Source organism: Mesorhizobium sp. B2-7-3 (assembly GCF_006440715.1).
GTDB lineage: Bacteria > Pseudomonadota > Alphaproteobacteria > Rhizobiales > Rhizobiaceae > Mesorhizobium > Mesorhizobium australicum.
This window is the reverse complement of record NZ_VFTY01000011.1, coordinates 70,509-93,745: the sequence shown is the minus strand read 5'-3', so window position 1 is coordinate 93,745 and position 23,237 is coordinate 70,509. Positions and strand designations below refer to the sequence as shown.

The window sequence follows — 23,237 nt, the reverse complement described above, 5'->3', positions numbered from 1 at the left end:
CTTCAATTCGGCTTGCATCTCGGCGATCATCCAGGCAGACGACAGGCCGTACCGGCCTTGAGCGCGGCGCTATCAGCTGATGGATCCGACCCGTCTTGATCTGCCTGTCCGAGGCCGGGACAAGGGTTCCCTGAAGCAATGCCCTTGAAACGTTGCTGAGCCAGCCGAGCGCCACGCCTTCCCCGTTCATCGCGGCTTGAAGCACGACCGCGTAGTCCGAGAATTCGAGCCACTTTGCCCTGCTGGTCTTGCGGTCCGCCACACTGCCCCAGGCGTCCAGCCACTGCTCCTTGGCGTCGGTCAGGTGAAGCAAGGCATGACCTTCCCCGGTTCCGGCATGGATCAGCCGGCCGTGGGCCGACAAATAGGATGGGCTGCACACCGGAACGATGATCTCCGGCGAGAATGCCCAATGGTGATAGTGGGTGTCGTCATCAGCCAGGATTCTCGTGGCAAGGTCGACAGTCTCGGCGGGTCCTCGCAGAACGCCCGCGATCAGTTCGAACCACAGGTCGACGTCAGGAAACCTGGTGTTGAATGCCCCTAACCTCGGAACGAACCAATAGGTTGCCAGAGAACTCGAAAGGGAAAGAGTCACCACCGGCTTTGCAGCGCTGTTCTGCCTGATCCTGCGGATCGCCTCCGCAATGCCGTCAAATCCCTCCCGCACCGCCGAATAGAGGGCACGTCCCTCCGGGGTCGGGGTCAACCCCGCAGGACCCCGCGTGAAAAGAGCAACACCAAAATCGGCCTCGAGCTGGGCAATGCTGCGGCTGATCGATGGTTGCGTGACGTTGAACTCGCGCGCCGCCGCCGTGAAGCTACCCGACCGGACAGCAGCTTCGAAGACAAGCAGTCCGCGCGCGGAAGGAACGAGTTTTGCGAAACCAGCCATACGCCCAGCGTATAGCGACCCCATCAATTTACAAGCTTTCTACGATCTCGGAAATGGCGAAGTATAACCCTGATGAATGGGGGAGCAGGACGTGAAGGCAGCGGCATCTCAAGCGGGCAGCACATCCAGCGATCCTCTGCTTCAGCCGTTTCGGCTCAAGGGTCTGACGCTGCGCAACCGCGTCGTCAGCACCAGCCATGCCTCGATGCTGGACGATGGCGGCCTGCCGCTCGAGCGCTACCAACGCTACCACGAGGAGAAAGCGCGCGGCGGCCTGGCGATGACCATGGTGGGCAGCTCGGCCATGACGTCGCCCGACTCGAGCTGGGGCGGCGGTCAGTTGGACCTCTCGACCGACCGCATCGTGCCTCATCTCCAGTCGCTGTCGCAGCGGGTGCATCGCCATGGCGCTGCCATCATGTGCCAGGTCTCACACCTTGGCCGGCGCGCTACCGCCTATGCCGGAACTGGCTGCCGCCGGTGGCGCCGTCACGCGTTCGCGAGACGCGGAACCGGAATTTTCCAAAGGAGATGGACGCCGCCGACATCGACAGGATCATCAAGGATTACGCCAGTGCCGCTAGGCGCTGCGTGGACGGCGGTCTGGACGGCGTCGAAACCGTCACCGGCGGCCATCTGATCGGGCAATTCCTCTCGCTCAGAACCAACAGGCGCACGGATGGCTTCGGCGGCTCGCTGGAAAACCGCGCACGCTTCGGCCTGATGGTTCACGAGGCGATCCGCCGCGCGGTGGGCGACGACTTCGCTGTCGGCATCCGGTTCGTGATCGACGAGGCGGTCGAGGATGGCTCGGATTTCGAGGAATGCCTTGCCTTCGCCAGGCTGTTCGAGCGGGAAGGCCATATCGACTTCTTCAACTGCATCTTTGGCCGCATGGACACCGATCTGTCGCAGGCTGAGCAGAACATGCCCGGCATGTTCAGCCAGAGCGCGCCGTTCTTGCCGCTGGTCGGACAGTTCAAACGGGAAACCAGGCTGCCCGTGATCCACGCCGCAGGCATTCGGGACATAGCGACGGCCCGCCATGCCATCCGCGAGAACCTTGTCGACCTGGTCGGCATGACCCGAGCGCATATTGCCGACCCCCATATCGTCAACAACGTGATGCGCGGCGAAGAAGAACGCATTCGCCCGTGTGTCGGCGCGTCCTACTGCCTCTACAAGAAGGTGCAGTGCATTCACAACCCGGCGAGCGGCCATGAAACGATCATCAGCCATACCATCATGCGGGCTGAAACGCCGAAACGGGTGGTAGTGATCGGCGGTGGCCCGAGCGGGATGGAAGCGGCAAGGGTCGCCGCCGAGCGCGGCCACAGAGTGAGCCTGCTCGAAGCTGGGGCGCGGCTTGGTGGGCAAGTGCTCATCGCGGCCTCGGCGTCCGATCGCAAGGATCTCATCGGCATAGTCGACTGGCGCGTAGACGAACTCGCGCGGCTTGCAGTGGAAGTCCGTCTCAACACCTATGCGGAGGCAGAAATCGTCATTGCTGCGGAACCGGGCGCGGTCATCGTCGCCACCGGCGGCGTTCGCTGAACATTGCGACAGCGTATGGGACGTCCTGACCGGGGTCGTGCCGGCGAAGCACGATGTGCTGATCTACGACGAGACCGGACGCCAGGCCGCAATTTCCTGCGCCCTGCATCTCGCCCAACACGGGCGCGTGGTCAGCCTGGCCATAGCGGACGACACGCTGGCGATCGAGACGCCCTATCCGGACCGGGTGAGTTTCCGCAAACGCGCCTCGGAACGCGGCATCCGCGTCGTCAGCGATATGCGTCTGGTCAAGGCAGCGCGCCAGGGCAACGGCATCGCCGCCACGTTCCGGCATGAACTCACTGGTGCGGAAACAGAAATGACCGCGGCCCAACTCATTGTCGAGCGCGGCACCGTGCCCATGGAGGATACCTACCAGGAACTGCGTGCGCGCTCCGCCAACAACGGCGTCACCGACATAGCGCTGATGACGGGAACGGCAACGAAGCGGGACAATGATCCGCAAGCTGCCGGATCGTTCGTCTTGCACCGCATTGGAGACGCAGTGGCCAGCCGGGACATCTACTCGTCGATCTACGAGGCCTACCGGCTCTGCTTGCAATTGTAGATGGGCCCATGAAACTCGATCGGATCGACATCAAGATTCTGTACGAGCTGCAGAAGAACGGCCGCATCACAAATGTGGAGTTGGCCGAACGGGTCAATCTCTCTCCCAGCCCCTGCCTGATGCGGGTAAAGAAGCTGCATGCCGAAGGCTATATCGTGCGCTATTCGGCGCAGATCGACATCGCAAAGCTGGGGCGGACGCTCACCGTCTTCACGGAAATCACGCTCAAGAACCATCGACAGATCGACTTCGCGCGTTTCCTTGCCGCCGTCGACAAGGTTGATGCGGCCGTCGAATGCCACCGCGTTTCCGCCCGCTACGACTATTTGATGAAATTCGTGGCCGCCGGCATCGGCGAGTATCAGGAGATCATGGAGCGGCTGAGCGACATGGATGTCGGCATCGACAAGTGTTTCAGCTTCGTGGTGCTGAAATCTCCCATCGTCAAGGCGCACATGCCGTTGCCCAGCCTGTTCCCGATGTAGTCAGAGCGGCTCACCGTTTCCGTAAAATGCTGAGCGGCTCTAGCGATGGCCGTATTGGCTGACGAGCTCGGGATCGCGGACGAGGCCATCGAGCCACGTCGGATCGAGCTTCGGCACGGAGGAGAACAGAAGCTTGGAATAGGGGTGGGTGGGCGCCTGCAACTTGTCGGGCGTGATCTGCTCCACCCGCTGCCCATTATACATGACCATGATTTCGTCGCAGATCGCTTCGACGACGGAGAGGTCGTGGCTGATGAAAATATAGGAAAGGCCCAACTCGCGCTGCAACTCCTTGAGCAGTTGGATCACCGCGGCCGCGACCACCGTGTCGAGCGCCGAGGTGATTTCGTCGCAGATGATGAGCTTGGGGTCGGCCGCCAGAGCGCGCGCGAAGTTCACGCGTTGCTTCTGGCCACCCGAGAGCTCCGACGGACGGCGATAGCGCAGGCCCCTCGGCAGGCGAACCATGTCGAGCAGTTCGTCGACGCGCTTCGAGCGCGCCTGTCTGTCGAGCCCGTGATAGAAGGCCAGCGGGCGGGAGATGATGTCCTCCACCGGCTTGGCTGGATTGAGCGCGGTGTCGGCATACTGGAACACGATCTGCATCTCGCGCAGCTGGTCCTGGCTGCGTTTCCCCGCAGTGCGCTCCAATTCCTTGCCGTCGAAGACGATGTCGCCGGCCGCCGCCGGATGGATGCCGGCGATGACGCGCGCCAGCGTCGATTTTCCGCAGCCGGATTCGCCGATGACGCCGAGATTGCGTCCCTTCTCGACGACTAGGGTGACGGAATCAACCGCGCGGATAATCGGCAGTCCGTCACCCCGCACCGCGCCGTAGCCGGCGGTCACATTGTCGATACGCAGCAGCTCTTTCGTCCCGGCATCCGCGTCCGCATGCGCTTGCCGCGGTTTCGGCTCGAAGGCAGCCAGCAGTTCGCGCGTATAGGGGTGCTGGGCAGCCGAAAGTATCTGAGCCGTGGTGCCTGTCTCCTGCACTTCGCCGCCCTTCAGCACGACGATGTGGTCGGCGATCTGGGCGACGACGGCGAGGTCGTGGGAAACGTAGACCCCCGCTATTCCGCCCGCCCGCATGACCGACTTGAATGCCTTCAGCACGTCGATCTGCGTCGTCACGTCGAGTGCCGTCGTCGGCTCGTCGAAGATCATCAGCTTGGGATCGCCGATGAGCGCCATGGCCGCCGACAGCCGCTGCAATTGCCCGCCCGAAACCTGGTGCGGGTAGCGCGCGCCGATCCCTTCCGGATCCGGCAACGACAAGGCCCGGAACAGCTCGACCGCGCGCTTGCGCGCCTGCTCGGGCGACATCAGCCCGTGGATGCGCGTAACCTCGATCACCTGCTCCATGATGGTGGACGAGGGGTTGAAGGAGGCGGCGGCACTTTGCGGAACATAGGCAATGTCGGTGCCGCGCAACCTGGCGCGCTGCTTTTCGGAAAATGCCGCCATGTTCTTGCCGTTGACATTGATTTCGCCGCCGGTAATCCGGCAGCCAGGCCGCGCATAGCCCATCAGCGAGAGCGCGATCGTCGTCTTGCCGGAACCGCTCTCACCGATTAGGGCGACGATCTCGCCATCGGCGATGTCGAGGCTGACGCCCTTGATGATTTCGACGACACGACCGGCGTCGGTCGTCGCCTCGATCCTTAGGTTCCTGACCTCGACGAGATTGGTCATGCGTCCCTGTCCCTGATCTTCTGCGGCAGGTTGTCGATCAGCAGGTTGACGCTGATGGTGAGGCTGGCGATCGCCAGCGACGGAATGATGACCGCGGGCGCCGCGAAGGGCAGGCCGCCGATGTTCTCGCGCACCAGCGCGCCCCAGTCGGCGAGCGGCGGCTGCAGGCCGAGCCCGAGGAAGGACAGGCCTGAGAGCAAGAGCACGATGAAGACGAAGCGCAGGCCGAAGTCGGCCAGAACCGGGCGCATGATATTGGGTAGGATCTCGGACCCGATGAGATAGGCGGTGCTTTCGCCGCGGACGCGAGCGACGGTCATGAAGTCCATGCTGTTGATGTTGACCGCGAGCGCCCGCGCGAAACGGTAGGCGCCGGGAATATAGATGACGGCGAGCGTCAGGATCAGCGCCGGGATCGACGAGCCGACAGCGGCGACGACCACAAGGCCGAACAGCTTGCTGGGGATGGAGTTCATGGCATCGAGGAAGCGGCTAAGGCAGCTGTCGAGCCAGCCGCCGGTGACGGCAGCGATCATCCCCAGCACGACGCCCGAGAAGCAGGCGATGGCGACGGCTGCGAGCGATATGCCGACGGTGTAGCGCGCGCCCATCAGCACCCGCGAGAGCATGTCGCGGCCCAGATAGTCCGAGCCGAGCCATAGGCCCTGACGCATCGGGCCGAAATAATCGTCGTCGACGATATCGCCGATCGAATGGGGAATGATGCAAGGCGCGAAGATGGCGATCAGCGTCCACGCCAGGATGACCAGCGCGGCCACGACGCCCACGAGATTGTAGCTGTGGCCAAGGAATGACCGTCGGGAAGCTGCCACGCGCGCCATCGTCACCTGAGCCTCGGGTTGGACATGATGGCGATGATGTCGGCGACGGTGATGAGCAAGAGATAGCCAAGGCAGAAGATCATCGCGCAGCTCTGGATCAGCGGCAGATCGCGGGTCGCGACGGCATCGACCATCAGCTTGGCGATGCCGGGATAGTTGAAGATCGTCTCCACGATGATGACGCCGCCGACCAGATAGGACAGCGACAGCGCAACCGCGTTGACGATTGGCCCGAGCGCATTGGGGAGTGCGTGCTTGAGCACCATGCGGCCGCGTGAGGCGCCTTTGAGAAGCGCCATCTCGACATAAGGCGTGGAGAGCGTTTCGATCACCGCGGCGCGGGTCATGCGGATCATCTGGGCGGAGATGACGAAGGTGAGCGTGATCACCGGCATTGCATAGATGCGCACGAGGTCGGTCAGCGTATGCGCCTCATTGACCGAGGAAAGCGCTGGCAGCCATTTGAGATAAACGGCGAAAAGCAGGACCGCCAGCGTGGCGACCATGAATTCCGGCACCGAGATGACGCCGATCGAAAGAATGGTGACGGTGCGGTCGTAGAGCGAGCCGCGCAGCATGGCGGCGGTGATGCCCAGCGTCAGCGCCAGGGGGACCGAGAGCAGCGTGGTGATGCCGGCGAGCTCCATGGTGTTGATGAAGCGCCCGCCGATCAGTGCCGCGACCGGCATCTCATTGGCATAGGAGGTGCCGAGATCGCCGTGGAGCAGGCCGAGAAGCCAGCGCAGGAAGCGCAGGATTGCCGGATCGTTGAGATGCATGGCCTCGCGCAGGCCGGCGACGGCTTCGGGTGTCGCCGCCTGGCCGAGCAGGATCGACGCGGTGTCGCCGGGCAGCATGCTGGTGGCGAAAAAAACGGCGAACAGGACGATCAGAAGCGTGATGACCGCGATTGCCAGCCGCTTCAACACGAGGTTTAGAACCCCAGACGTCATGGAAGCGCTCCTGCGGTTGCGTTCGGCCAAGCCATGTTGCGCAATAAGTGCCAGGGACCGGCTGTCCGGTCCCTGGCAGGCGCCTCTCAGGCTTCGAGCCAGAGATATTCCGCCATTGCGTAGCCCATCATGCCACCGAGCGGGTTCGCCTCCAAACCCTTCACCTTGCTGGAGAGGGCATCGACGTTGGAAATGTAGGCTGGGATGATGGTGCCGGCCTCTTCGGAGACCATGGTCTGCATCTGGCCGTAGATTTCCTTGCGCTTGGCCTGGTCGAGCGAGCCGCGCGCCTCGATCATCAGCTTGTCAAACTTCTCCGACTTGTACTGGCTTTCGTTCCAGGGCGCGTTGGAGGCGTAGAGCAGCGAGAACAGGATGTCCGGCGTCGGGCGTGGATTGATGTTGCCGAAATGGACCGGCGCCTTGAGCCAGTAATTGTCCCAGTAGCCGTCGGACGGGACGCGCTGGACATCGAGCTTCATGCCGATATCGGCACCGGCGGCTTGGATGATCACCGCCATGTCGATCGACGAGGTCGCGGCATCGGAGGCGACCACGGGGATGGACTGACCGAGCAGGCCCGACTTCTGGAAGTGGAATTTGGCCTTGTCCGGGTCGAAGGCCTTCGGCTTGAGGTCGGCATTGTGGAAGATGTTCGCCGGTGAGACGGGCTGGTCGTTGCCGGCTTCGCCAAGGCCGCGCAATGCCGATTTGACGATCTGCTCGCGGTTGACGAGGTATTTCATGCCGGTCACGAAGTCGGCCTTGTTGCCGGGATCCATGTCGAGCCGAATGTTGAGGTCGGTGTAGTTGCCCGAGGTCGTCTTCGACAATTCGAAGCCCTGCTGGCCGCCGATGAGCTTCATCGCGCGCGGATTGATCGAGGCGGCGAAGTTGATGTCACCGGAAAGCAGGGCGTTCACGCGGGCGCTGTCATCGCTGATGGCGATGAATTCGAACGAGTCGAGGTAGGGCTTGCCGGATTTCCAGTAGTTCTTGTTCTTGGTGACGACCGACCGCACGCCTGGTTCGAACGTTTGCAGCACAAAGGCGCCGGTGCCGTTGCCTTTGGAGAAGTCGGTGGTGCCATCGGCGATGATCATGAAGTGATGCAGCGCCAGGATGGTCGGAAGGTCGGCATTCGGATCGGCGAGCGTGATTTCGACCGTGGACTTGTCGACGGCCTTGAAACCGGTCATCTGCGCGGCGATCTTGGCGACCTTGGAACCGATCGCCGGATCGAGATGGCGCTTCATCGAGAAGACGACGTCGTCGGCGGTGAGGGCCTTGCCGTCGTGGAAGGTGACGCCCTTACGCAGCTTCACCGTCCAGGTCTTGGCGTCCTTGCTGTCGAAGCTTTCGGCCAACTCCATCTGCGTGACGCCATCCTTGTCGAGGAAAGTCAGGCGGTTGTAGAGCGAGCAGCAGCGGACATAGTCGGTCGACAGCGACGCCTTTGCCGGATCGAGCGTGTCGGCGGTCGAGGACGACCAGCCGGCGGCCTTGAAGCTGCCGCCGGAAACCGGCGTGGCGGCGACGGCATTGGTGGCGCGGCCAAGCACCATGCTGCCCGCGGCAACCGCGGCGCCGCCGGCCAACAGCATCTTGAGGAGTTCGCGGCGGCTCGCGCCCCGCCGAATGGCATTTTCGACCATGGCATCGTCTGCGCTGGTCCAGTTCGTGATCTTGTCGGTCATATCATTCCCCTTTCTGTTTGTTTTCCGGCTTGCTCGTCTTGACGCGGCTTTCCGGGCTTGGGCTCAGGTTCGTTGCTTCAGGCTTTCCCGTACGGCCGACGCCGACGCGGCCATTGAGGTGAAGTGGTAGTCCGGCACGGTGAAGCGCTCGGGCTCGATCGTGCCGCCATAGCCCTTCTGGGCATGCCGGCGCTCGATCCAGCAGTTGGTCAAGCCAAGCGCCCGGGATATGCCGATATCGTGATACTGGCTTTGCGCGACGTGCAGGATGTCATCCTTGCTGTCGCCCCTTGAGGCGACGAAATCGAAGACCTTCTGGAAAAAGGCCGGGTCCGGTTTTTCCGTGCCGGTATCGTCGGCCGTGAAGGTGGCGAAGAAGGGCGATCCGAGTTGCTTCTCGAAATGATCGAGCGCCCAGCGCCGGGCATTGGTCATGGCGATCAGCCTGTGCGATTTCGCAAGCTCGGCCAATGCCGCCGCGCTGTCAGGAAAGCCTTGCCAGACGCTGGCGGAGTCCCGCAGGCGGATGCCGTATTTCTCCTCGGCCGGCAGGCCGAGCCGTGGCGCGATGACCATGTAGACACGTAGGAGATCGTCGGGAAACAGGCTCGCATCGGGCATGTAGCGGGCCTGCCGGTAAAGGCTCAGCGCTTCCTCACCATCGAGCGAAACGCCGGCCTCGGCGGCGATTCCGGCCAGGCAGGTCGTTATCCCGCCTTCGAAGTCGATCAGCGTGCCGACGACATCGAAGGTCATGTATTTGAATTCGCTAAAGCCCCTGGCCAAGACTGGGTCTCCTCTGCGTACGGCCGAATTGCATGTGTTGAACAGAACAAAATTCCGTGCTGTCAGGGGCGTCGGCCTTTTTCAAAGGCCCGGAAATCCAAGCTTTCTGGCCTTGTCTTATAAGCAGTCTGGCACTTCCCCCGCGCTGGATTCGCCGAAAAGGCGCGAGGGGGCGGCACAAAATTGCGAAATCGTCTGCCCCGGCGCTATTTCGAAACACGGGGCATTGGTCTGCCGTCATGCCAGGGCCTGGCGGATGTCGGGATCTTCCAGTGTCTGGTCGAGCGTCCGGCGCGTGCGCTCGATGATCGCATCGATGTCGCCGTCGGTGCAGCAGAGCGGCGGTGCATAGCCGATAACCCCATGCGCAAAGGCACGGATGATCAGGCCATTGTCCCATGCCCTGTCGAAGACGCGCCGCGCCGGCATGGCCGACGCCGGAAGCGGTGTCTTCTTCCGCTTGTCGACCACCAGTTCGATCGCGGCAAGCATGCCGCGGCCGCGCACATCGCCGACGAGCGGGTGGTCCCTCAGGCCCGCCAAGCCCCCCATCAGGCGAGCGCCGGCCTTGATGCCATTCTCCAGAAGGCCGGCTTCATAGAGCTTCAACACTTCGAGCGCGACGGCGGCGCTGACGGGATGAGCGGAATAGGTGTAGCCGTGACCGACCGCCGAGGAGCCCGCGCCATCGGCGATGACGTCGTAGACATGATCGGCCATGAACACGGCGCCCATGGGAACATAGCCCGAGGTCAGCCCCTTCGCGGTCGTCATGAAATCGGGAACGATGTCCTCATCGGTACAGGCGAACAAGGGTCCCGTGCGGCCGAAGCCGGTGATCACCTCGTCGGCGATGAACAGGATGCCGTATTCCCGGCAGAGCTCGCGCATCGCCTTGATCCAGCTTTTCGGTGGAACAATGACGCCGCCTGAGCCCTGGATCGGCTCGGCATAGAAGGCAGCGACCCGCTCCGGCCCGATCTCCTCGATCTTGGCCTTCAGCGCGGCGAGTGATGCGGCGATGATCGCGTTCCCTTCCTCGCCCACCGGGTTGCGATAGGGATAGGGGGAGGGGATCTTGTGCTGCCATTCGAAGGGAATGCCGAAACCGGCGTGAAAGGCGGGCAGGGCGGTCAGGCCCGCGCCGACCACCGACGAGCCGTGATAGCCCTGCTCGATGGAAATGAACTGGTCGCGCTTTGGCTCGCCCCTGGCATTCCAGTAGTAGCGGACGAAACGGATCGTGCTATCGACCGCGTCCGACCCGCCAAGTGTGAAGAAGACGTGATTGAGATCTCCGGGCGCGCGCTCGGCCAGTTCCGATGCGAGCCGGATGGCCGGCTCAGAGCCGAGGTCGAAATAGGCGGTGGCGTAGGGAAGCTCGCGCATCTGCCGGGCAGCCGCCTCGACGATGCTGTCGTGGCCGTAGCCGGCATTGACGCACCACAGTCCCGCGAAACCGTCGAGAAGTTGCCGGCCGGACGCATCGGTCACGGTCGCCCCCTTCGCCGATTTCAAGACGCGCACGCCTTGCGCCTCATGACCACGGTATGAAGAGACCGGGTGGACGAGATGGGCGCGGTCGAGTTCGATCAGGGAATTGGCGAGCATTCTATCCTCCGGACTAGCCCAGCGCCTGGTTGGCGAGGGCGTAAACTCTTGGCCATGCCTGTTCCATGTTCGTCTTGGGTGGACGGTCCATGGCCACGCCACCGCCGACATGGGCGAGGCCGATGTCCTCCAGCCAGCCGGCGATGCCGGTCCCGCTGCCGGTATCGACGCGCAGGAAGGCGCCGGGACGTGGCGCGGCAAAGAAGCCGATCAGGGCCTTAGCCTCGTCGGTACTTCCCGCGATGACCGGACCGATCACCTCGCCGCGTCCGAACGGGCGGATTGCGGCATAGGCCTCGATGGCGCCGTTGCGGCGGATGACGGCGAATTGGCCGCGCTCCGCCAGCGCATCGATGAGAGCTTCACGGTCGGCGCCGTAGGCGTCGCGGTCCAGCGCCTTGATGTCCGGGAGATCGGCGGTGTCCGCAGCTTCCACGCCGTCGGGCGCACCAAGCTTGGAAACGCTGCCCTGATGTTGCCGGATCGTACCGGACGGCACGAAGCCGAGCTTTTCATAGAGAGGAATGCCGTCCGCTGTCGCGACGAGCCGCAACGGACGGTCGCCGGCAAGGGCGAAGGCCTGATCCATCAGCCGGCGACCAAGCCCCTTGCCCCGCACAGTCCTGTCGACGATCACCATGTTGATCATGGCGCAATCCATGCCATAGGGCGTTACCAGGATGGTTCCGGTGACGCGGCCCTGGTCGTTTAGCGCGACCGCACCGTTCGAGAGCTGCAGCGCCATCTGCCAGTCCTGCGGGCGATGCGGCCAATTCTCCTGGCGAGAAAGCGCTACGGCGCCCTCGATATGGTCCGGCCCGAAGGTCTGGAGTTCGATCTCGCCCTGCTGCATGAGGCATCCTTCCGTTTAGTGCCCAAGTCTCGGCCATCGGCGCGCCGCAGATCATCTGAAGGCATCGGCTTCGGCGGTATCTTTCGCCGTAGCGCAAGCGGTGCACCGCATCTTGTGCTGGCACTGGCCGCGGCGGATGCGTTTCACGCCGATCGCGGCGCCGCGATCGGCACGCCAGATGCTACAGCGTGCCAAACCAGCGGGTGGATACGGAACTTTCTGCTTTCGGGAGGGCGATTTCGGTCAGGTGGGTCGCCACCGGCGGCCCTATGATGAAATACATCCCAGCGCGGATGTGCTTCCACCGGAGATCGACGGACATGGCTTCCTTCAGGCCCAAATACATCACCTTCGACTGCTACGGCACGTTGACCTTTTTCCAGATGGCGGAAGCGGCGCGCGATCTCTATGGCAGCCGGCTCGATGAGCCGCGCATGCAGGAGTTCATCAAGAATTTCGCGGCGTATCGGCTCGACGAGATCATGGGCGACTGGAAGCCCTATGCCGATGTCGTCCACAATGCGCTCGAGCGCGCCTGCAAGCGCAACGGCGTTGCCTTCAGCGCCGACGATGCCAGAGTGATCTATGAGCGCGTCCCGACCTGGGGGCCGCACGCCGACGTTCCGGCCGGCCTGGCGAAGGTCGCCAAGGAAATTCCGTTGGTCATCCTGTCCAACGCCATGAACGCGCAGATCATGTCCAATGTCGAAAAGCTTGGTGCGCCGTTCCATGCCGTCTACACGGCTGAGGAGGCGCAGGCCTACAAGCCTCGTTTTCAAGCCTTCGAGTATATGTTCGACAGGCTGGGCTGCGGCCCCGAGGACGTTCTTCACTGTTCGTCCTCTTTCCGCTACGACCTGATGTCGGCACACGACCTCGGCATCAAGAACAAGGTCTGGGTCAATCGCGGCCACGAACCAGCCAACCCGTATTACGGCTATGTCGAAATATCGGACATTTCGGGTCTTGCAGGCGTGGTCGGTCTCTGAAACAGGCGGATTCCCGATGAAGTTCGTCTCCTACTGGCACGACACCGCCCCTGCCTTTTCCGGCGGGGCGCAAGGCCCGGTCGAGGGGCACTACGATGCCGCCGTCATCGGCGGTGGCTTCACCGGTCTCGCCGCCGCGCGCCAATTGGCGAAGGCCGGCGCCAAGGTGGTCGTGCTGGAGGCGGAGTGGGTGGGCTGGGGCGCATCCGGCCGCAATGGCGGGCACCTCAACAACGGCCTTGCCCACGGCTATCTCTCCGCCAAGGCGGAGCTCGGCAAGGACCGCGCAATCGCGCTCTACCGGGCGCTGGACGACTCCGTCGACACCATAGAGGCGCTGGTCGCGGAGGAAGGCATCGACTGCAATTTCCGCCGCGCCGGCAAGCTGAAGCTCGCCTCCAAGCCGCAGCATTTTGCATCAATCGCCCGCAATTTCGAAGCCCTTTACGCCGAGGTGGATCCGGACACGGCGCTGCTGTCGGCGGCGGATCTCAAGTCCGAGATCGGTTCACCCTTCCACGGCGCGATGCTGTCGAAGAAGAGCGCCATGATGCATATGGGCCGCTATGTCGCGGGTCTCGCCACTTCAGCCGCCCGCCACGGCGCCGTGATCCACGAGAACGCGGCGGTGACGGGCCGCAAGCAGGCCGGCGGCAGGCATGAGCTGACCACCTCGCGTGGCCGGATCAGCGCCAATAATGTGCTGGTGGCGACCGGCGCCTATACGACGCCTGATTTCGGCTATTTCCGCCGCCGGATCATCTCCGTCGGCAGCTTCATCATCGCCACGCGGCCGTTGAGCGACGCCGAGATCGCCGCCACCATGCCCGGCAACCGGACATGCGTGACCTCGATGAACATCGGCAACTACTTCCGGCTTTCGCCCGACAGGCGCCTGATCTTCGGCGGCCGCGCGCGCTTTTCGGCGACATCGGACCAGCGCTCCGACGCCAGGAGCGGAGAGATCTTGCGGGCAGGCCTCGCGGCGATCTTTCCGCAGCTGGCCAAGGTCGAGATCGATTATTGCTGGGGCGGGCTGGTCGACATGACCAAGGACCGCTTCCCGCGCGCCGGCTACCATGACGGTGTCTGGTTCGCGATGGGCTATTCCGGCCACGGTGCGCAGCTTTCCACCCATCTCGGCATGATCCTGGCCGATGCCATGCTCGGCCGCGAGGACCGCAATCCGATGAAGGGGCTCGAATGGCCGTCCATTCCCGGTTACTCCGGCAAGCCCTGGTTCCTGCCGATGGTCGGCCTCTACTACAAGGCGCTCGACCGGATTCAGTGATCGCCGGTCTGGCCCGGCTTGGGCAAAAAATTGCCTCAGCTGAGCCCGCCGATGTGAAAGCTCTTCATCTCGAGATACTCCTCGATGCCGGCCTGCGCGCCCTCTCGCCCGAGGCCGGACAGCTTGACGCCGCCGAAAGGGGCGACCTCGATCGAAACCGAGCCGGTGTTCAACCCCACCATGCCGAACTCCAACGCCTCGCCGACGCGCCAGGCGCGTTTCAGGTTTTCGGTGTAGAAGTAGGAAGCAAGCCCGTAGGGCGTGCCGTTGGCCAGCGCGATCGCCTCCTCTTCCGTCTCGAACCGGAAAAGCGGCGCGACCGGGCCGAACGTTTCCTCACCGGCAAGCTGCATCTCTTTCGTGGCGCCGGTCAGCACCAGCGGCGCGACATATTGAGGACCGTCGGGCAATGCCGGCTTCTCGGTGATGATCGCAGCACCCTTGGCGAGCGCGTCCTCGACGTGGCGGTTTATCTTCTCGACCGCTGCCATGTTGATCATCGGCCCGATGGCGACGCCGGGCTGCGTGCCCGGTCCGACCGTCATGGCGTTGACGCGGGCGCATAGCTTGGCGGCGAAGGCTTCATAGACGCCGGACTGGACGAGGATGCGGTTGGCGCAGACGCAGGTTTGGCCGCCGTTTCTGAACTTCGAGACGAGTGCACCCTCGATCGCGAGATCGAGATCGGCGTCGTCGAAGACGATGAAGGGCGCGTTGCCGCCGAGTTCGAGGCTGAGCCGCTTCACGCTGTCGGCGGCCCCGCGCATCAGCAGCGAGCCGACCCGCGTCGAGCCGGTGAAGGAGATCTTGCGGACGGCCTCGTTCGCCATGATTTCGTTGCCGATCTCCGTGGGCATGCCGGTGACGATGTTGATGACGCCGGCGGGGATGCCGGCGCGTTCGGCAAGCACGCCGAGCGCCAGCGCCGAATAGGGCGTGAACTCGGATGGCTTGATCACCACCGTGCAGCCGGCGGCCAGTGCCGGCGCGACCTTGCGGGTGATCATCGCATTGGGGAAGTTCCACGGCGTAATGATGCCGCAAACGCCAACCGGTTCTTTCAGCACGATGATGCGGCGGTCGGAGGTGGGTGAGGGGATGGTGTGGCCATTGATGCGGCGCGCTTCCTCCGCGAACCATTTGACGAAGGACGCACCGTAACGGATCTCGCCTTTGGCTTCGTCCAGCGATTTGCCCTGTTCCGTCGTCAGGATCAGCGCGAGATCGTCCAGATGCGCAAGCATCAGGCCATGCCATGCCTCCAGCAGCGTAGCACGCTCGGCGTTGGTTTTCTTCTTCCAGTCCCCATAGGCGGCAGCCGCGCCCTCTATGGCCGCATGCGTTTCCGGACCGGCCATGTCGGGCACCGTGCCGATCGCCACCTGGGTTGCCGGATCGATGACGTCGACCGTCCTGCCGGAGCCGGCAGCAACCCATTCGCCGCCGATCAGGCCGGCTTCGCGGAAGAGGCCTTTGTCTCTGAGGTTTTTCATCGGATACGACCTTGCAATCACGTGAGCGCTGCGACGACGGCGGCCGTGATGGCCTCGGTCCGGTCCTTGCCGGGAATGGTGCCTATGCCTCTGGCGGTTGCAGCCTCGACCCCCTTGATGACGCGGTCGGCCGCTGCCTTTTCACCGAGATGATCGAGCATCATGGCGCCGGACCAGATGGCGGCGACCGGATTGGCGATGCCGAGATGGGCAATGTCGGGCGCCGAGCCGTGCACCGGCTCGAACATGGATGGTGCCGAGCGGCCGGGATTGATGTTGGCGGAGGCGGCATAGCCGAGCCCGCCCTGGATTGCCGCGCCGATGTCGGTGAGGATATCGCCGAACAGGTTGGAGGCAACGACCACGTCGAGACTCTCCGGCGCCATGATCATGCGCGCGGCAAGCGCGTCGACATGATAGCTGGTGACTTCGATATTAGGATAGTCCGCGGCCAGCTTTCGCGTGATCTCGTCCCAGAACACCATCGAGTATTTCTGCGCGTTGGACTTGGTGACGGAGGCAAGTTTGCCTCGCCTTGCCCGCGCCTGCTCGAAGCCGAAGCGCAGGATGCGCTCGACGCCGGCGCGGGTGAAGATCGAGGTCTCCACGGCGACCTCGTCCAGCGTGCCTTGATGCACGCGCCCGCCGGCACCAGAATATTCACCTTCGGTATTCTCGCGGATGCACAATATGTCGAAGTTCTCCGCCCGCAGCGGTCCCGTGACGCCCGGCAGCAGGCGATGCGGCCGGATGTTGGCGTACTGCACGAACGCCTTGCGGATCGGCAGCAGCAGACCGTGTAGCGAGACGGAATCCGGCACTTCCGCCGGCCAGCCGACCGCGCCGAGCAGGATGGCGTCGAAGCCGCGCAAGGTCTCGATGCCGTCCTGCGGCATCATGCGGCCGGTATCCTTGAAGAATTTGCAGGACCAGGGGAACTCGGTTCCGGTCAGCGCAAAGCCGAAGTTTCCGGCCACCGTTTCCAGCACCGTCCAGGCGGCGGCGGTCACATCGCTGCCGATGCCGTCACCGGGAATCAGGGCAATCGAATAGGACTTCATCGGCATCTCTCTAGAGGCTGATCAGGACGCTCTTGGTCCTGCGGTTGGCGAGATAGGCCTCGCGGCCGAGATCCTTGCCGATGCCGGAGCGCTTGTAGCCTCCGGTCGGCAGGATATGGTCGCGCGAGCGGCTGTAGCGATTGACCCAGACGGTGCCCGCCTCAAGCTTGCGCGCGAAGCGGATCGTGCGGGACAGGTCGGAAGTGAACAGGCCGGAAGCCAGCCCGTAGGTTGGATGGCTGGACAGCGCCAGCGCCTCTTCCTCCGTCTCGAAGGTCTGAATGGTCAGGACCGGGCCGAAGATTTCCTCGACAATCGCCGGATTGGCCTGGTCGACATCGGCGATCAGCGTCGGCTGGTAGAAATAGCCGGGGCTGTCCATGACGCCGCCACCGGTCAGGCATTCGCCGCCGGCGTCGATCGCGGCCCGCACGATGCAGTCGACACGCGCCCGCTGCCGCTCCGAGATAACAGGCGAATATTGCGTTGCCTCGTCCCAGGTCGGGCCGGGGCGCACAGCCTTCATCCTCTCCAGGATCGCGGCCGCCAGCCTGTCGGCCACGCTCCTCTCGACGATCAGGCGTGTGCCGGCGACGCAGGCCTGGCCGGCATTGAAAGTGACGCCGCCGGCGACGGCCGTTGCCGCCTTGTCCAGATCGGCATCGGCAAAGACGATCTGCGGGCTCTTGCCGCCGAGTTCCAGCGTCATCGGCTTGACGCCGGTGCGGGCCACGTTCTCCATGATTGCCGATCCGGCGCGGGTCGAGCCGGTGAAGCTGATCTTGGCGATATCGAGATGGCCGGTCAGCGCCGTGCCGGTCGTCGGACCGTCTCCCAGCACCACGTTTATGAGCCCTGCCGGCAGGCCCGCTTTGACGGCGAGTTGCGCCATGTAGACTGCCGAAAAGGGCGTCATCTCCGATGGCTTCAGCACGACCGCATTGCCCGCGGCCAATGCCGGACCGAGCTTCCATCCGGCCATCGAGATGGGAAAATTCCAGGGCGTGATCGCGCCGACCACGCCATAGGGCTCGCTCATGATCATGCCGAGAGTGGCGTCGTCGGTCGGCACGAGCTCGCTGCCTTCCTTGTCGGCAAATTCGGCAAAGAAACGGATCTGCTCGGCGGTTATCGCGATGTCGCCGGCGACGAGCTGGCCGACAGGCCGGGTGGAGCACAGCGCCTCGATCCTGGCCAGCGTTTCGGCTTCCGCTTCGATCAGGTCGGCCCAGGCCTGGAGTGCCTTCGTCCGTTCGCGCGGCCGAACGCCGCCCCAGTTGCTGGACTTCAGCGCCGCGTTGGCGCTTTCAACGGCACGGTCGACCATGTCGACGCCGGCCACCGGGCAAGCGGCATATGCCTTGCCGTCCGACGGTCGGTGCATCTCGATCGCACCCTCGGCCGCGATCAACTCGCCGCCAATGAAATGGCCGACGGGAAGGGAGACGGTATCCGGGTCGAAGCTCAGGCCCATGGCACCCACTCTGGAATATTCTGCAGGAGCCTAGCGCGGGCTCTGGCGCAGCATGCACCGTTCGACGATCGGTCGCGGATGATTGTTGTGTGCCGGCGATGACAGACGGCAAAATCTGTTGCGGAGGCCGGCGCCCTCGCGCTCCCGCTACCCCACGGTTACGTAGATCTTGCGGACCGTTTCGATGGTCTTCCAAATCCCGGTGAAGCCAGGTTTCATCACGAAGCTGTCGCCGGCGCGGTAGGTCACCGTTTTGCCGCCGTCGGGCGTGATTTCGATCACGCCGGAGAGGATGTGGCAGAACTCGAAAGTCTCGCCCTTGATCGAGCGCGTTTGGCCAGGCGTCGCCTCCCAGACGCCGGTATGGACGAGGTCGCCCTTGGCGACATCCTGAGCCCAGGTCTTGAAGGCGGGGTTGCCGGACATCAGCCGTTCGGGCAGCGCCCCGGATTCGCGCGGCTGGAAGGCAGGGCTGGTATCGACGGTCTTGAGCAGGGACAAGGGATAGCCTTTCATGTTGAAATTCAATAGCCGCGCGACCGGTCGACGAGCCCGATGGGGTCAAGACCGGCGCGGTAACGCTTGATGTTTTCGACAACGGCCTGTGCGGCGCTGGCGGGCTGGGTGACGCTGGCGACATGCGGGGTCAGAATGATCTTCGGATGCGACCAGAACGGATGGCCCGCCGGCAGCGGTTCGGGATCGGTGACGTCGATCATCGCCGCCGAAATGTGGCCGCTGTCGAGTGCGGCGACAAGGGCTTCCTGGTCGAGCTGCGGCCCCCGGCCGGTGTGGACGAGCGCCGCGCCCTCGGGCAGTTTCGCAAACAGGCCGGCATCGAGGAAACCCCGCGTCTCCTCGGTCAGCGGCAGCAGGCAGATCAAAATGTCGCTGGCCGCAAGCATCTCGTTCAATCCGGGCTCGCCATGATGACAGGTCACGCCCTCGATCCGCCGCGGCGAGCGGCTCCATCCTGCAAGCGGGAAGCCGAAGGGCTTCAGGCGATCGAGGACGGCTTGGCCAAGCTGCCCGAGGCCGAGCACGCCAACCCGACGCGACCCGGCCTGCGGCTGCGCGATATCGGCCCATTCGCGGGCGCGCTGCTGCGCCAGATATCCAGGCAGGTTGCGGTGGAGCCCGAGCACGGCAAGCGTCACATATTCCTGCATCATGCGTACGATGCCTTGCTCGATCATGCGCACGATCTTCACCTTCGCAGGCACCGCATCGAGGCGAAACTGGTCGACGCCGGCGCCGATGGAGAACAGGATTTCCAGGTTCCTGTAGCGGGCGAGATTATCCGGCACGGTCCAACTGATAAGGTAACGCACGGTGTCGGGATTGACCGTTGCGGCATTCATCGTCAAGGGGACGTCCGGCAGGTCTCTCGCGAAGGCATCGGCGAAGACCGCCCCGCGGCGCGCATCGGAATTGAACAGGAATGTCATTCCAGTTCCCTTTCAAGCCGCGCAGCGGGCGCCCAGCGCTTCGATCAATCGCTGGCAGGCGGCAAGTTCGCTGGCAAGGATGTATTCGTCCGGCTTGTGGGCGCGGTCGATGTCGCCGGGGCCGCAGATGATCGCATCGAGCCCGGCGGCCTGGTAAAGTCCGGCCTCCGTACCGTAGCTGACGGCGGCAAGCGGCACCTCGCCGGTCAAGGCGTGCAGCAGTCCAGCGAGTGGCGCGTCCGGCGGCAGCGACATCGCCGGATAGGCGCTCATCGGACTCCACTCGGTGCGAAAGCCATCCGCCGCGAGAGCCTCTGCGCGTGCCCTCACAGGCGCCAGCAGGCTCGCCGGGTCGACGCCAGGTATGGCGCGTGCCTCCAGGTCCAGCGTGCAGGTGTCGGGGATGATGTTGACCTGATGTCCGCCCGCGACGACGCCAGCTTGCAGCGAGGAATAGGATGGCTCGAAGGCAGGGTCGAATGGACCGTGCGTCAGCCGTTCAGCCTCGTTCACGGCCGCGCCCAGCACAGCGGCCATGGCATGGATGGCGTTGAGGCCGAGATCGGGTCTTGAGGAATGCCCCGCACGTCCCTTGATGGATACGCGGGCGGCTGCCTTGCCCTTGTGGCCGCGCACGGCGCGCATGCCGCTCGGCTCGCCGACGATGACACCGAGCGGCTTGGCGCAAAGTTCGGGAAGGCGGGCGATCAAATGCGGCACGCCGCGACATCCCACTTCCTCGTCATAGGAGAAGGCGAGGTGGATGGGCCTGGCAAGGCGCAGTCCCGCAAGCCTGGGAGCGGCCGCGAGTGCTGCGGCAAGAAACCCCTTCATGTCCGTGGTGCCTCGTCCGTAGAGCCGTTCGCCCTCCTTGCGCAGCGCGAAAGGGCTCGAGCTCCATTGCGGGTCGCTGGCGGGAACAACGTCCATGTGGCCGGACAGTATGTAGCCCGGGCCATCGGCAGGGCCGATCGTCGCGAAAAGATTGGAACGATCGCCTTCCGGCCCTGGAAGCACGGTGACCTGGATTCCCTGTTCCGCGAGATAGGCCTCGATCCAGCCGGCGACGTCGCCGTTCGGCCTGCCGGCGACCGATGGAAAGGCGACGAGACGATCGAGGATGTCGAAGACGTCCATTCCAGCCCTCAAAGCGTTTCGGATTGGCCGGGATCGGTGCCGTCGACCATATGCTGCCAGATTTCCAAAGAGGATGCCTGCGTTCTTTCGCGATTGCGTGCCGAAAGCTGAAATGTTTCAGTTGAATCTTGCGTTGCTGCGCGGCTTTCGAGCAAATCGTATCGGTCTGCTCGTTTAGCGTTGGCGGCAGAGGGTGGCCATCGGTGCGTGGCGCTCTGGTTGCGGAAATCTTGCAGGGGCATGGAATTGAAGCCGTCCGGAAGCTTGAAAATCGATACCTTCTCGATGCGGATTGGCGACATCGAAGACGTCGAACTGGACCGTTTGCACGCGCTCTCGCTCTCCGTGGGGTGGCCGCATCGCGCCGAGGATTGGCAATTCGTGCGTGAGTCGGGGCAGGGGTTGGTGGCGCTCGATGAGATCGGCCGGGTTCTCGGCTCGGCCATGTGGTTCGCCCATGGTACCGATTTCGCCACCGTGGGCATGGTCATCACCTCACCGCGACTCCAGACGCTGGGGGCGGGGCAATGGTTGATGAAGCGGGTCTTCGACAAGGTCGTCGGCCGCGACTTGCGCCTCAACGCAACGCGCGCGGCAAGGCGGCTGTATCTCTCGCTCGACTTCCAGCCGGAGAAGACCGTTTATCAATGCCAGGGCATCGTCCGTGCGCAGACGACAGTTGGGCAGGAAAATACCCGCGGCGAAGTCCGGAGTTTAGTCGAAAATGATATTCCCGCCGTGATCGCGCTCGACGCGGCAGGGTTTGGCGTGAGGCGGGCGGCGCTCATCGAGAAGCTTTTCGCACACTCGGCCGGCTATGGTCTTTTCAAGGGCGATAAGCTGAACGCATTCGCGCTCTGCCGGCCGTTCGGACGGGGCCATGTCGTGGGGCCGGTCGTGGCGGAAAGCGACGCCGACGCCGTGGCGATCGTCCGGCCGCACGTGGCCGACCATGCGGGGTCTTTCCTGCGTATCGACACCCACATGGACAATGGCGAGTTCGCTGCCTTTCTGTCGCACAGCGGAATGCCAGTTTTCGACACGGTGCTCACCATGTCTCTGGGCAAACACCTCTCCGATTTTGGCATCGACGGCGCAGTTGCACCGGTGACCTATGCCCTCGCCAGTCAAACTCTTGGGTAATTCAGTCTCCCCCGAACCGTGCACTTAGGGACTCGTGTCCAGCGAACGGCGAGCGCTACAGGGAGCCGCTCATCGCATAAACCGAGCCAAAGGCGAGCGATCACTGACGAGTTTGGAAAGTGCGGGCAGGAGCTAACGCACGAAGCCGGTTGATACCGCCGGATCAGGAAAACCGACTGGGGCCGTGCACCTCAAGTGCGAGCTTACGATTGGGCCTGAGCCGCGCGATGGCATTGTGGCAGCGACACATGAATGGCCGCACCTACAGGTCGGATATATGCCCGCACGAATCAGGAACTGCAAAAGCCGAACGAACCCCTAGCCAACGGAGAGCCGTACGACAGACGGTTCTACAATTGGCCATCGACTAGGGTTTTTGGAAGCTTTTCGAACTTTTTTGGGTCACGTCTCAGCCCGAGTTGCGCGCGCTTATGGACAAAGCGGGACACGAGATTCGGCATTTGGACAGTTTGGGAGGCATCACTTCCGGGACATATGCCTTCCTGATAGCGCGTCAGCACGAACCCTGATACGCGCCCCAAACGGGACATCCCCCGAGGGTGATGCCAACCCCTCGTTTCCTTTGCTGCACATTTGAGCAGCTGATGTGTTTTTACGAAAAGTGCTCTTCCAGATAGACGCGGAACTCCCGCTCCAACTGATCTTGGAGGAGGGACGGCATATGCGTGCGGCTGCGGGTTAAGTAGACATGGCAGGCCACGTAGGGAAGGAACGGCTTGATGGCGAGCGTTCCGCTGACCTTGTCGAGGATGGAGACGCCAAGCCGCTCAGCCACGAGAGCACAAGCGGCGTCGCTATAATGAGCCTCGAAGCGCACCTCGACGCGAACTCCCGCGTTCTCGAGGCTGCGGTCGATGGCTTGGCGCGAGCCGTCCTCGCGTCCAAGTGCGATGAAGCTTCGATCGCGGATATCGGCAGCTTCGATCGCATCCTTCTCGCTCAAGGGATGTCCCGTCGGCAGTACGCAGACCGAAGCCGTCTCAAAGATGGGAGCAGGTGGTCGCCGGGTCGACCACCGGCATTGTCATCAAGCCAATGTCGAGTTGCTTGCTGGCAGCGAGCTCAGCGATCCGTACGGAAGCTTCCGGCTCCAGCGACAGCCGCAGCTTGGGGTGGCATCGGGCGAACGTCCCGACAAAGCGGGGTAGCACATAACTGGCTAGCGCCGGGTAAGCGCCAACGATTAGCCGACCCGCCTCCAACTGCTGGATGTCCGCCGCCATCCGCCGCAAGTGCAGCAC

General features: G+C 63.5%; 21 protein-coding genes and 2 pseudogenes. 7 read left to right on the top strand and 16 right to left on the bottom strand.

The annotated features are described in order from the left end of the window. Positions 1 to 100: 100 nt before the first annotated feature. Positions 101 to 895 (bottom strand): annotated as a pseudogene (locus FJW04_RS23435) (LysR family transcriptional regulator); the annotation flags it as partial. 91 nt (positions 896 to 986) lie between these two features. Between FJW04_RS23435 and FJW04_RS30680 the strand changes: the two are divergent. Genes FJW04_RS30680 through FJW04_RS23425 form a run of 4 tightly spaced genes read left to right on the top strand, consistent with a single transcriptional unit; the run spans position 987 to position 3,502 of the window. Next, positions 987 to 1,535: a hypothetical protein gene (locus tag FJW04_RS30680; protein ID WP_348641997.1), complete on the top strand. Its 549-nt coding sequence runs from the start codon at positions 987 to 989 to the stop codon at positions 1,533 to 1,535. Further along, positions 1,427 to 2,449, top strand: coding sequence for an FAD-dependent oxidoreductase (locus tag FJW04_RS30675; RefSeq protein WP_348641996.1), 1,023 nt, complete (start codon positions 1,427 to 1,429; stop codon positions 2,447 to 2,449). The genes FJW04_RS30680 and FJW04_RS30675 overlap by 109 nt, the downstream gene beginning before the upstream one ends. 37 nt (positions 2,450 to 2,486) lie before the next feature. Further along, positions 2,487 to 3,017 (top strand): hypothetical protein, encoded by a 531-nt coding sequence (locus FJW04_RS30670; protein WP_348641995.1) that lies wholly within the window; start codon positions 2,487 to 2,489, stop codon positions 3,015 to 3,017. A gap of 8 nt (positions 3,018 to 3,025) precedes the next feature. After that, positions 3,026 to 3,502 carry an Lrp/AsnC family transcriptional regulator gene (locus FJW04_RS23425; protein ID WP_140716992.1) on the top strand — a complete coding sequence of 159 codons (477 nt, stop codon included), beginning with the start codon at positions 3,026 to 3,028 and terminating at the stop codon, positions 3,500 to 3,502. A 39-nt stretch (positions 3,503 to 3,541) separates the two neighbouring features. On the opposite strand, the gene FJW04_RS23420 is transcribed toward FJW04_RS23425, so the two are convergent. The 8 genes from FJW04_RS23420 to FJW04_RS30055 form a co-directional block, all read right to left on the bottom strand. Beyond that, entirely contained in the window at positions 3,542 to 5,197 is a 1,656-nt protein-coding gene (locus tag FJW04_RS23420) for an ABC transporter ATP-binding protein (protein WP_140663710.1), read from the bottom strand. Next, positions 5,194 to 6,039: an ABC transporter permease gene (locus FJW04_RS23415; protein WP_140664008.1), complete on the bottom strand. Its 846-nt coding sequence runs from the start codon at positions 6,037 to 6,039 to the stop codon at positions 5,194 to 5,196. Before FJW04_RS23415 ends, FJW04_RS23420 begins: the two co-directional genes overlap by 4 nt. A gap of 2 nt (positions 6,040 to 6,041) precedes the next feature. Continuing rightward, the gene (locus tag FJW04_RS23410; protein ID WP_140663708.1) at positions 6,042 to 6,992 is read right to left on the bottom strand and encodes an ABC transporter permease; all 951 of its coding nucleotides are present in this window, start codon (positions 6,990 to 6,992) and stop codon (positions 6,042 to 6,044) included. A gap of 86 nt (positions 6,993 to 7,078) precedes the next feature. Then, complete coding sequence (locus tag FJW04_RS23405) at positions 7,079 to 8,689, bottom strand: ABC transporter substrate-binding protein (protein ID WP_140716990.1); 1,611 nt, start codon at positions 8,687 to 8,689, stop codon at positions 7,079 to 7,081. Positions 8,690 to 8,752: 63 nt separating this feature from the next. Continuing rightward, positions 8,753 to 9,475: an HAD-IA family hydrolase gene (locus FJW04_RS23400; RefSeq protein ID WP_140663704.1), complete on the bottom strand. Its 723-nt coding sequence runs from the start codon at positions 9,473 to 9,475 to the stop codon at positions 8,753 to 8,755. Positions 9,476 to 9,712: 237 nt separating this feature from the next. Continuing rightward, positions 9,713 to 11,086, bottom strand: a complete 1,374-nt coding sequence (locus FJW04_RS23395) for an aspartate aminotransferase family protein (RefSeq protein WP_140716988.1) — start codon at positions 11,084 to 11,086, stop codon at positions 9,713 to 9,715. A gap of 13 nt (positions 11,087 to 11,099) precedes the next feature. Beyond that, positions 11,100 to 11,939, bottom strand: coding sequence for a GNAT family N-acetyltransferase (locus tag FJW04_RS23390; RefSeq protein ID WP_140716987.1), 840 nt, complete (start codon positions 11,937 to 11,939; stop codon positions 11,100 to 11,102). Positions 11,940 to 12,120: 181 nt separating this feature from the next. Then, on the bottom strand, positions 12,121 to 12,261 hold the full coding sequence (locus tag FJW04_RS30055) for a hypothetical protein (protein WP_181173042.1): 141 nt from the start codon (positions 12,259 to 12,261) through the stop codon (positions 12,121 to 12,123). Between FJW04_RS30055 and FJW04_RS23385 the strand changes: the two genes are divergently transcribed. Together FJW04_RS23385 and FJW04_RS23380 are read left to right on the top strand one after the other, a co-directional pair. Further along, positions 12,260 to 12,928 (top strand): haloacid dehalogenase type II, encoded by a 669-nt coding sequence (locus FJW04_RS23385; protein ID WP_140663699.1) that lies wholly within the window; start codon positions 12,260 to 12,262, stop codon positions 12,926 to 12,928. The genes FJW04_RS30055 and FJW04_RS23385 overlap by 2 nt on opposite strands. Positions 12,929 to 12,944: 16 nt before the next feature. Next, positions 12,945 to 14,219, top strand: coding sequence for an FAD-binding oxidoreductase (locus FJW04_RS23380; protein WP_140716985.1), 1,275 nt, complete (start codon positions 12,945 to 12,947; stop codon positions 14,217 to 14,219). 35 nt (positions 14,220 to 14,254) lie between these two features. On the opposite strand, the gene FJW04_RS23375 is transcribed toward FJW04_RS23380, so the two are convergent. From FJW04_RS23375 to argE, 6 genes are all read right to left on the bottom strand, one after another. Continuing rightward, positions 14,255 to 15,712 (bottom strand): NAD-dependent succinate-semialdehyde dehydrogenase, encoded by a 1,458-nt coding sequence (locus FJW04_RS23375; RefSeq protein ID WP_140716983.1) that lies wholly within the window; start codon positions 15,710 to 15,712, stop codon positions 14,255 to 14,257. Positions 15,713 to 15,729: 17 nt separating this feature from the next. Beyond that, positions 15,730 to 16,773 (bottom strand): tartrate dehydrogenase, encoded by a 1,044-nt coding sequence (locus FJW04_RS23370; RefSeq protein WP_140716981.1) that lies wholly within the window; start codon positions 16,771 to 16,773, stop codon positions 15,730 to 15,732. A 10-nt stretch (positions 16,774 to 16,783) separates the two neighbouring features. Then, on the bottom strand, positions 16,784 to 18,247 hold the full coding sequence (locus FJW04_RS23365) for an aldehyde dehydrogenase family protein (protein WP_140716979.1): 1,464 nt from the start codon (positions 18,245 to 18,247) through the stop codon (positions 16,784 to 16,786). A 147-nt stretch (positions 18,248 to 18,394) separates the two neighbouring features. Continuing rightward, entirely contained in the window at positions 18,395 to 18,748 is a 354-nt protein-coding gene (locus FJW04_RS23360; RefSeq protein ID WP_140717150.1) for a cupin domain-containing protein, read from the bottom strand. A 23-nt stretch (positions 18,749 to 18,771) separates the two neighbouring features. Beyond that, positions 18,772 to 19,695, bottom strand: a complete 924-nt coding sequence (locus tag FJW04_RS23355) for a glyoxylate/hydroxypyruvate reductase A (protein WP_140716977.1) — start codon at positions 19,693 to 19,695, stop codon at positions 18,772 to 18,774. 12 nt (positions 19,696 to 19,707) lie between these two features. After that, on the bottom strand, positions 19,708 to 20,832 hold the full coding sequence (gene argE / locus FJW04_RS23350; protein WP_140716975.1) for an acetylornithine deacetylase: 1,125 nt from the start codon (positions 20,830 to 20,832) through the stop codon (positions 19,708 to 19,710). A 240-nt stretch (positions 20,833 to 21,072) separates the two neighbouring features. Between argE and FJW04_RS23345 the strand changes: the two genes are divergently transcribed. Next, positions 21,073 to 21,975 carry a GNAT family N-acetyltransferase gene (locus FJW04_RS23345; protein ID WP_140716973.1) on the top strand — a complete coding sequence of 301 codons (903 nt, stop codon included), beginning with the start codon at positions 21,073 to 21,075 and terminating at the stop codon, positions 21,973 to 21,975. Positions 21,976 to 22,588: 613 nt separating this feature from the next. Here the strand turns inward: FJW04_RS23345 and FJW04_RS30470 are convergent. After that, positions 22,589 to 23,219, bottom strand: a pseudogene (locus FJW04_RS30470) (LysR substrate-binding domain-containing protein). Positions 23,220 to 23,237 lie beyond the last annotated feature (18 nt).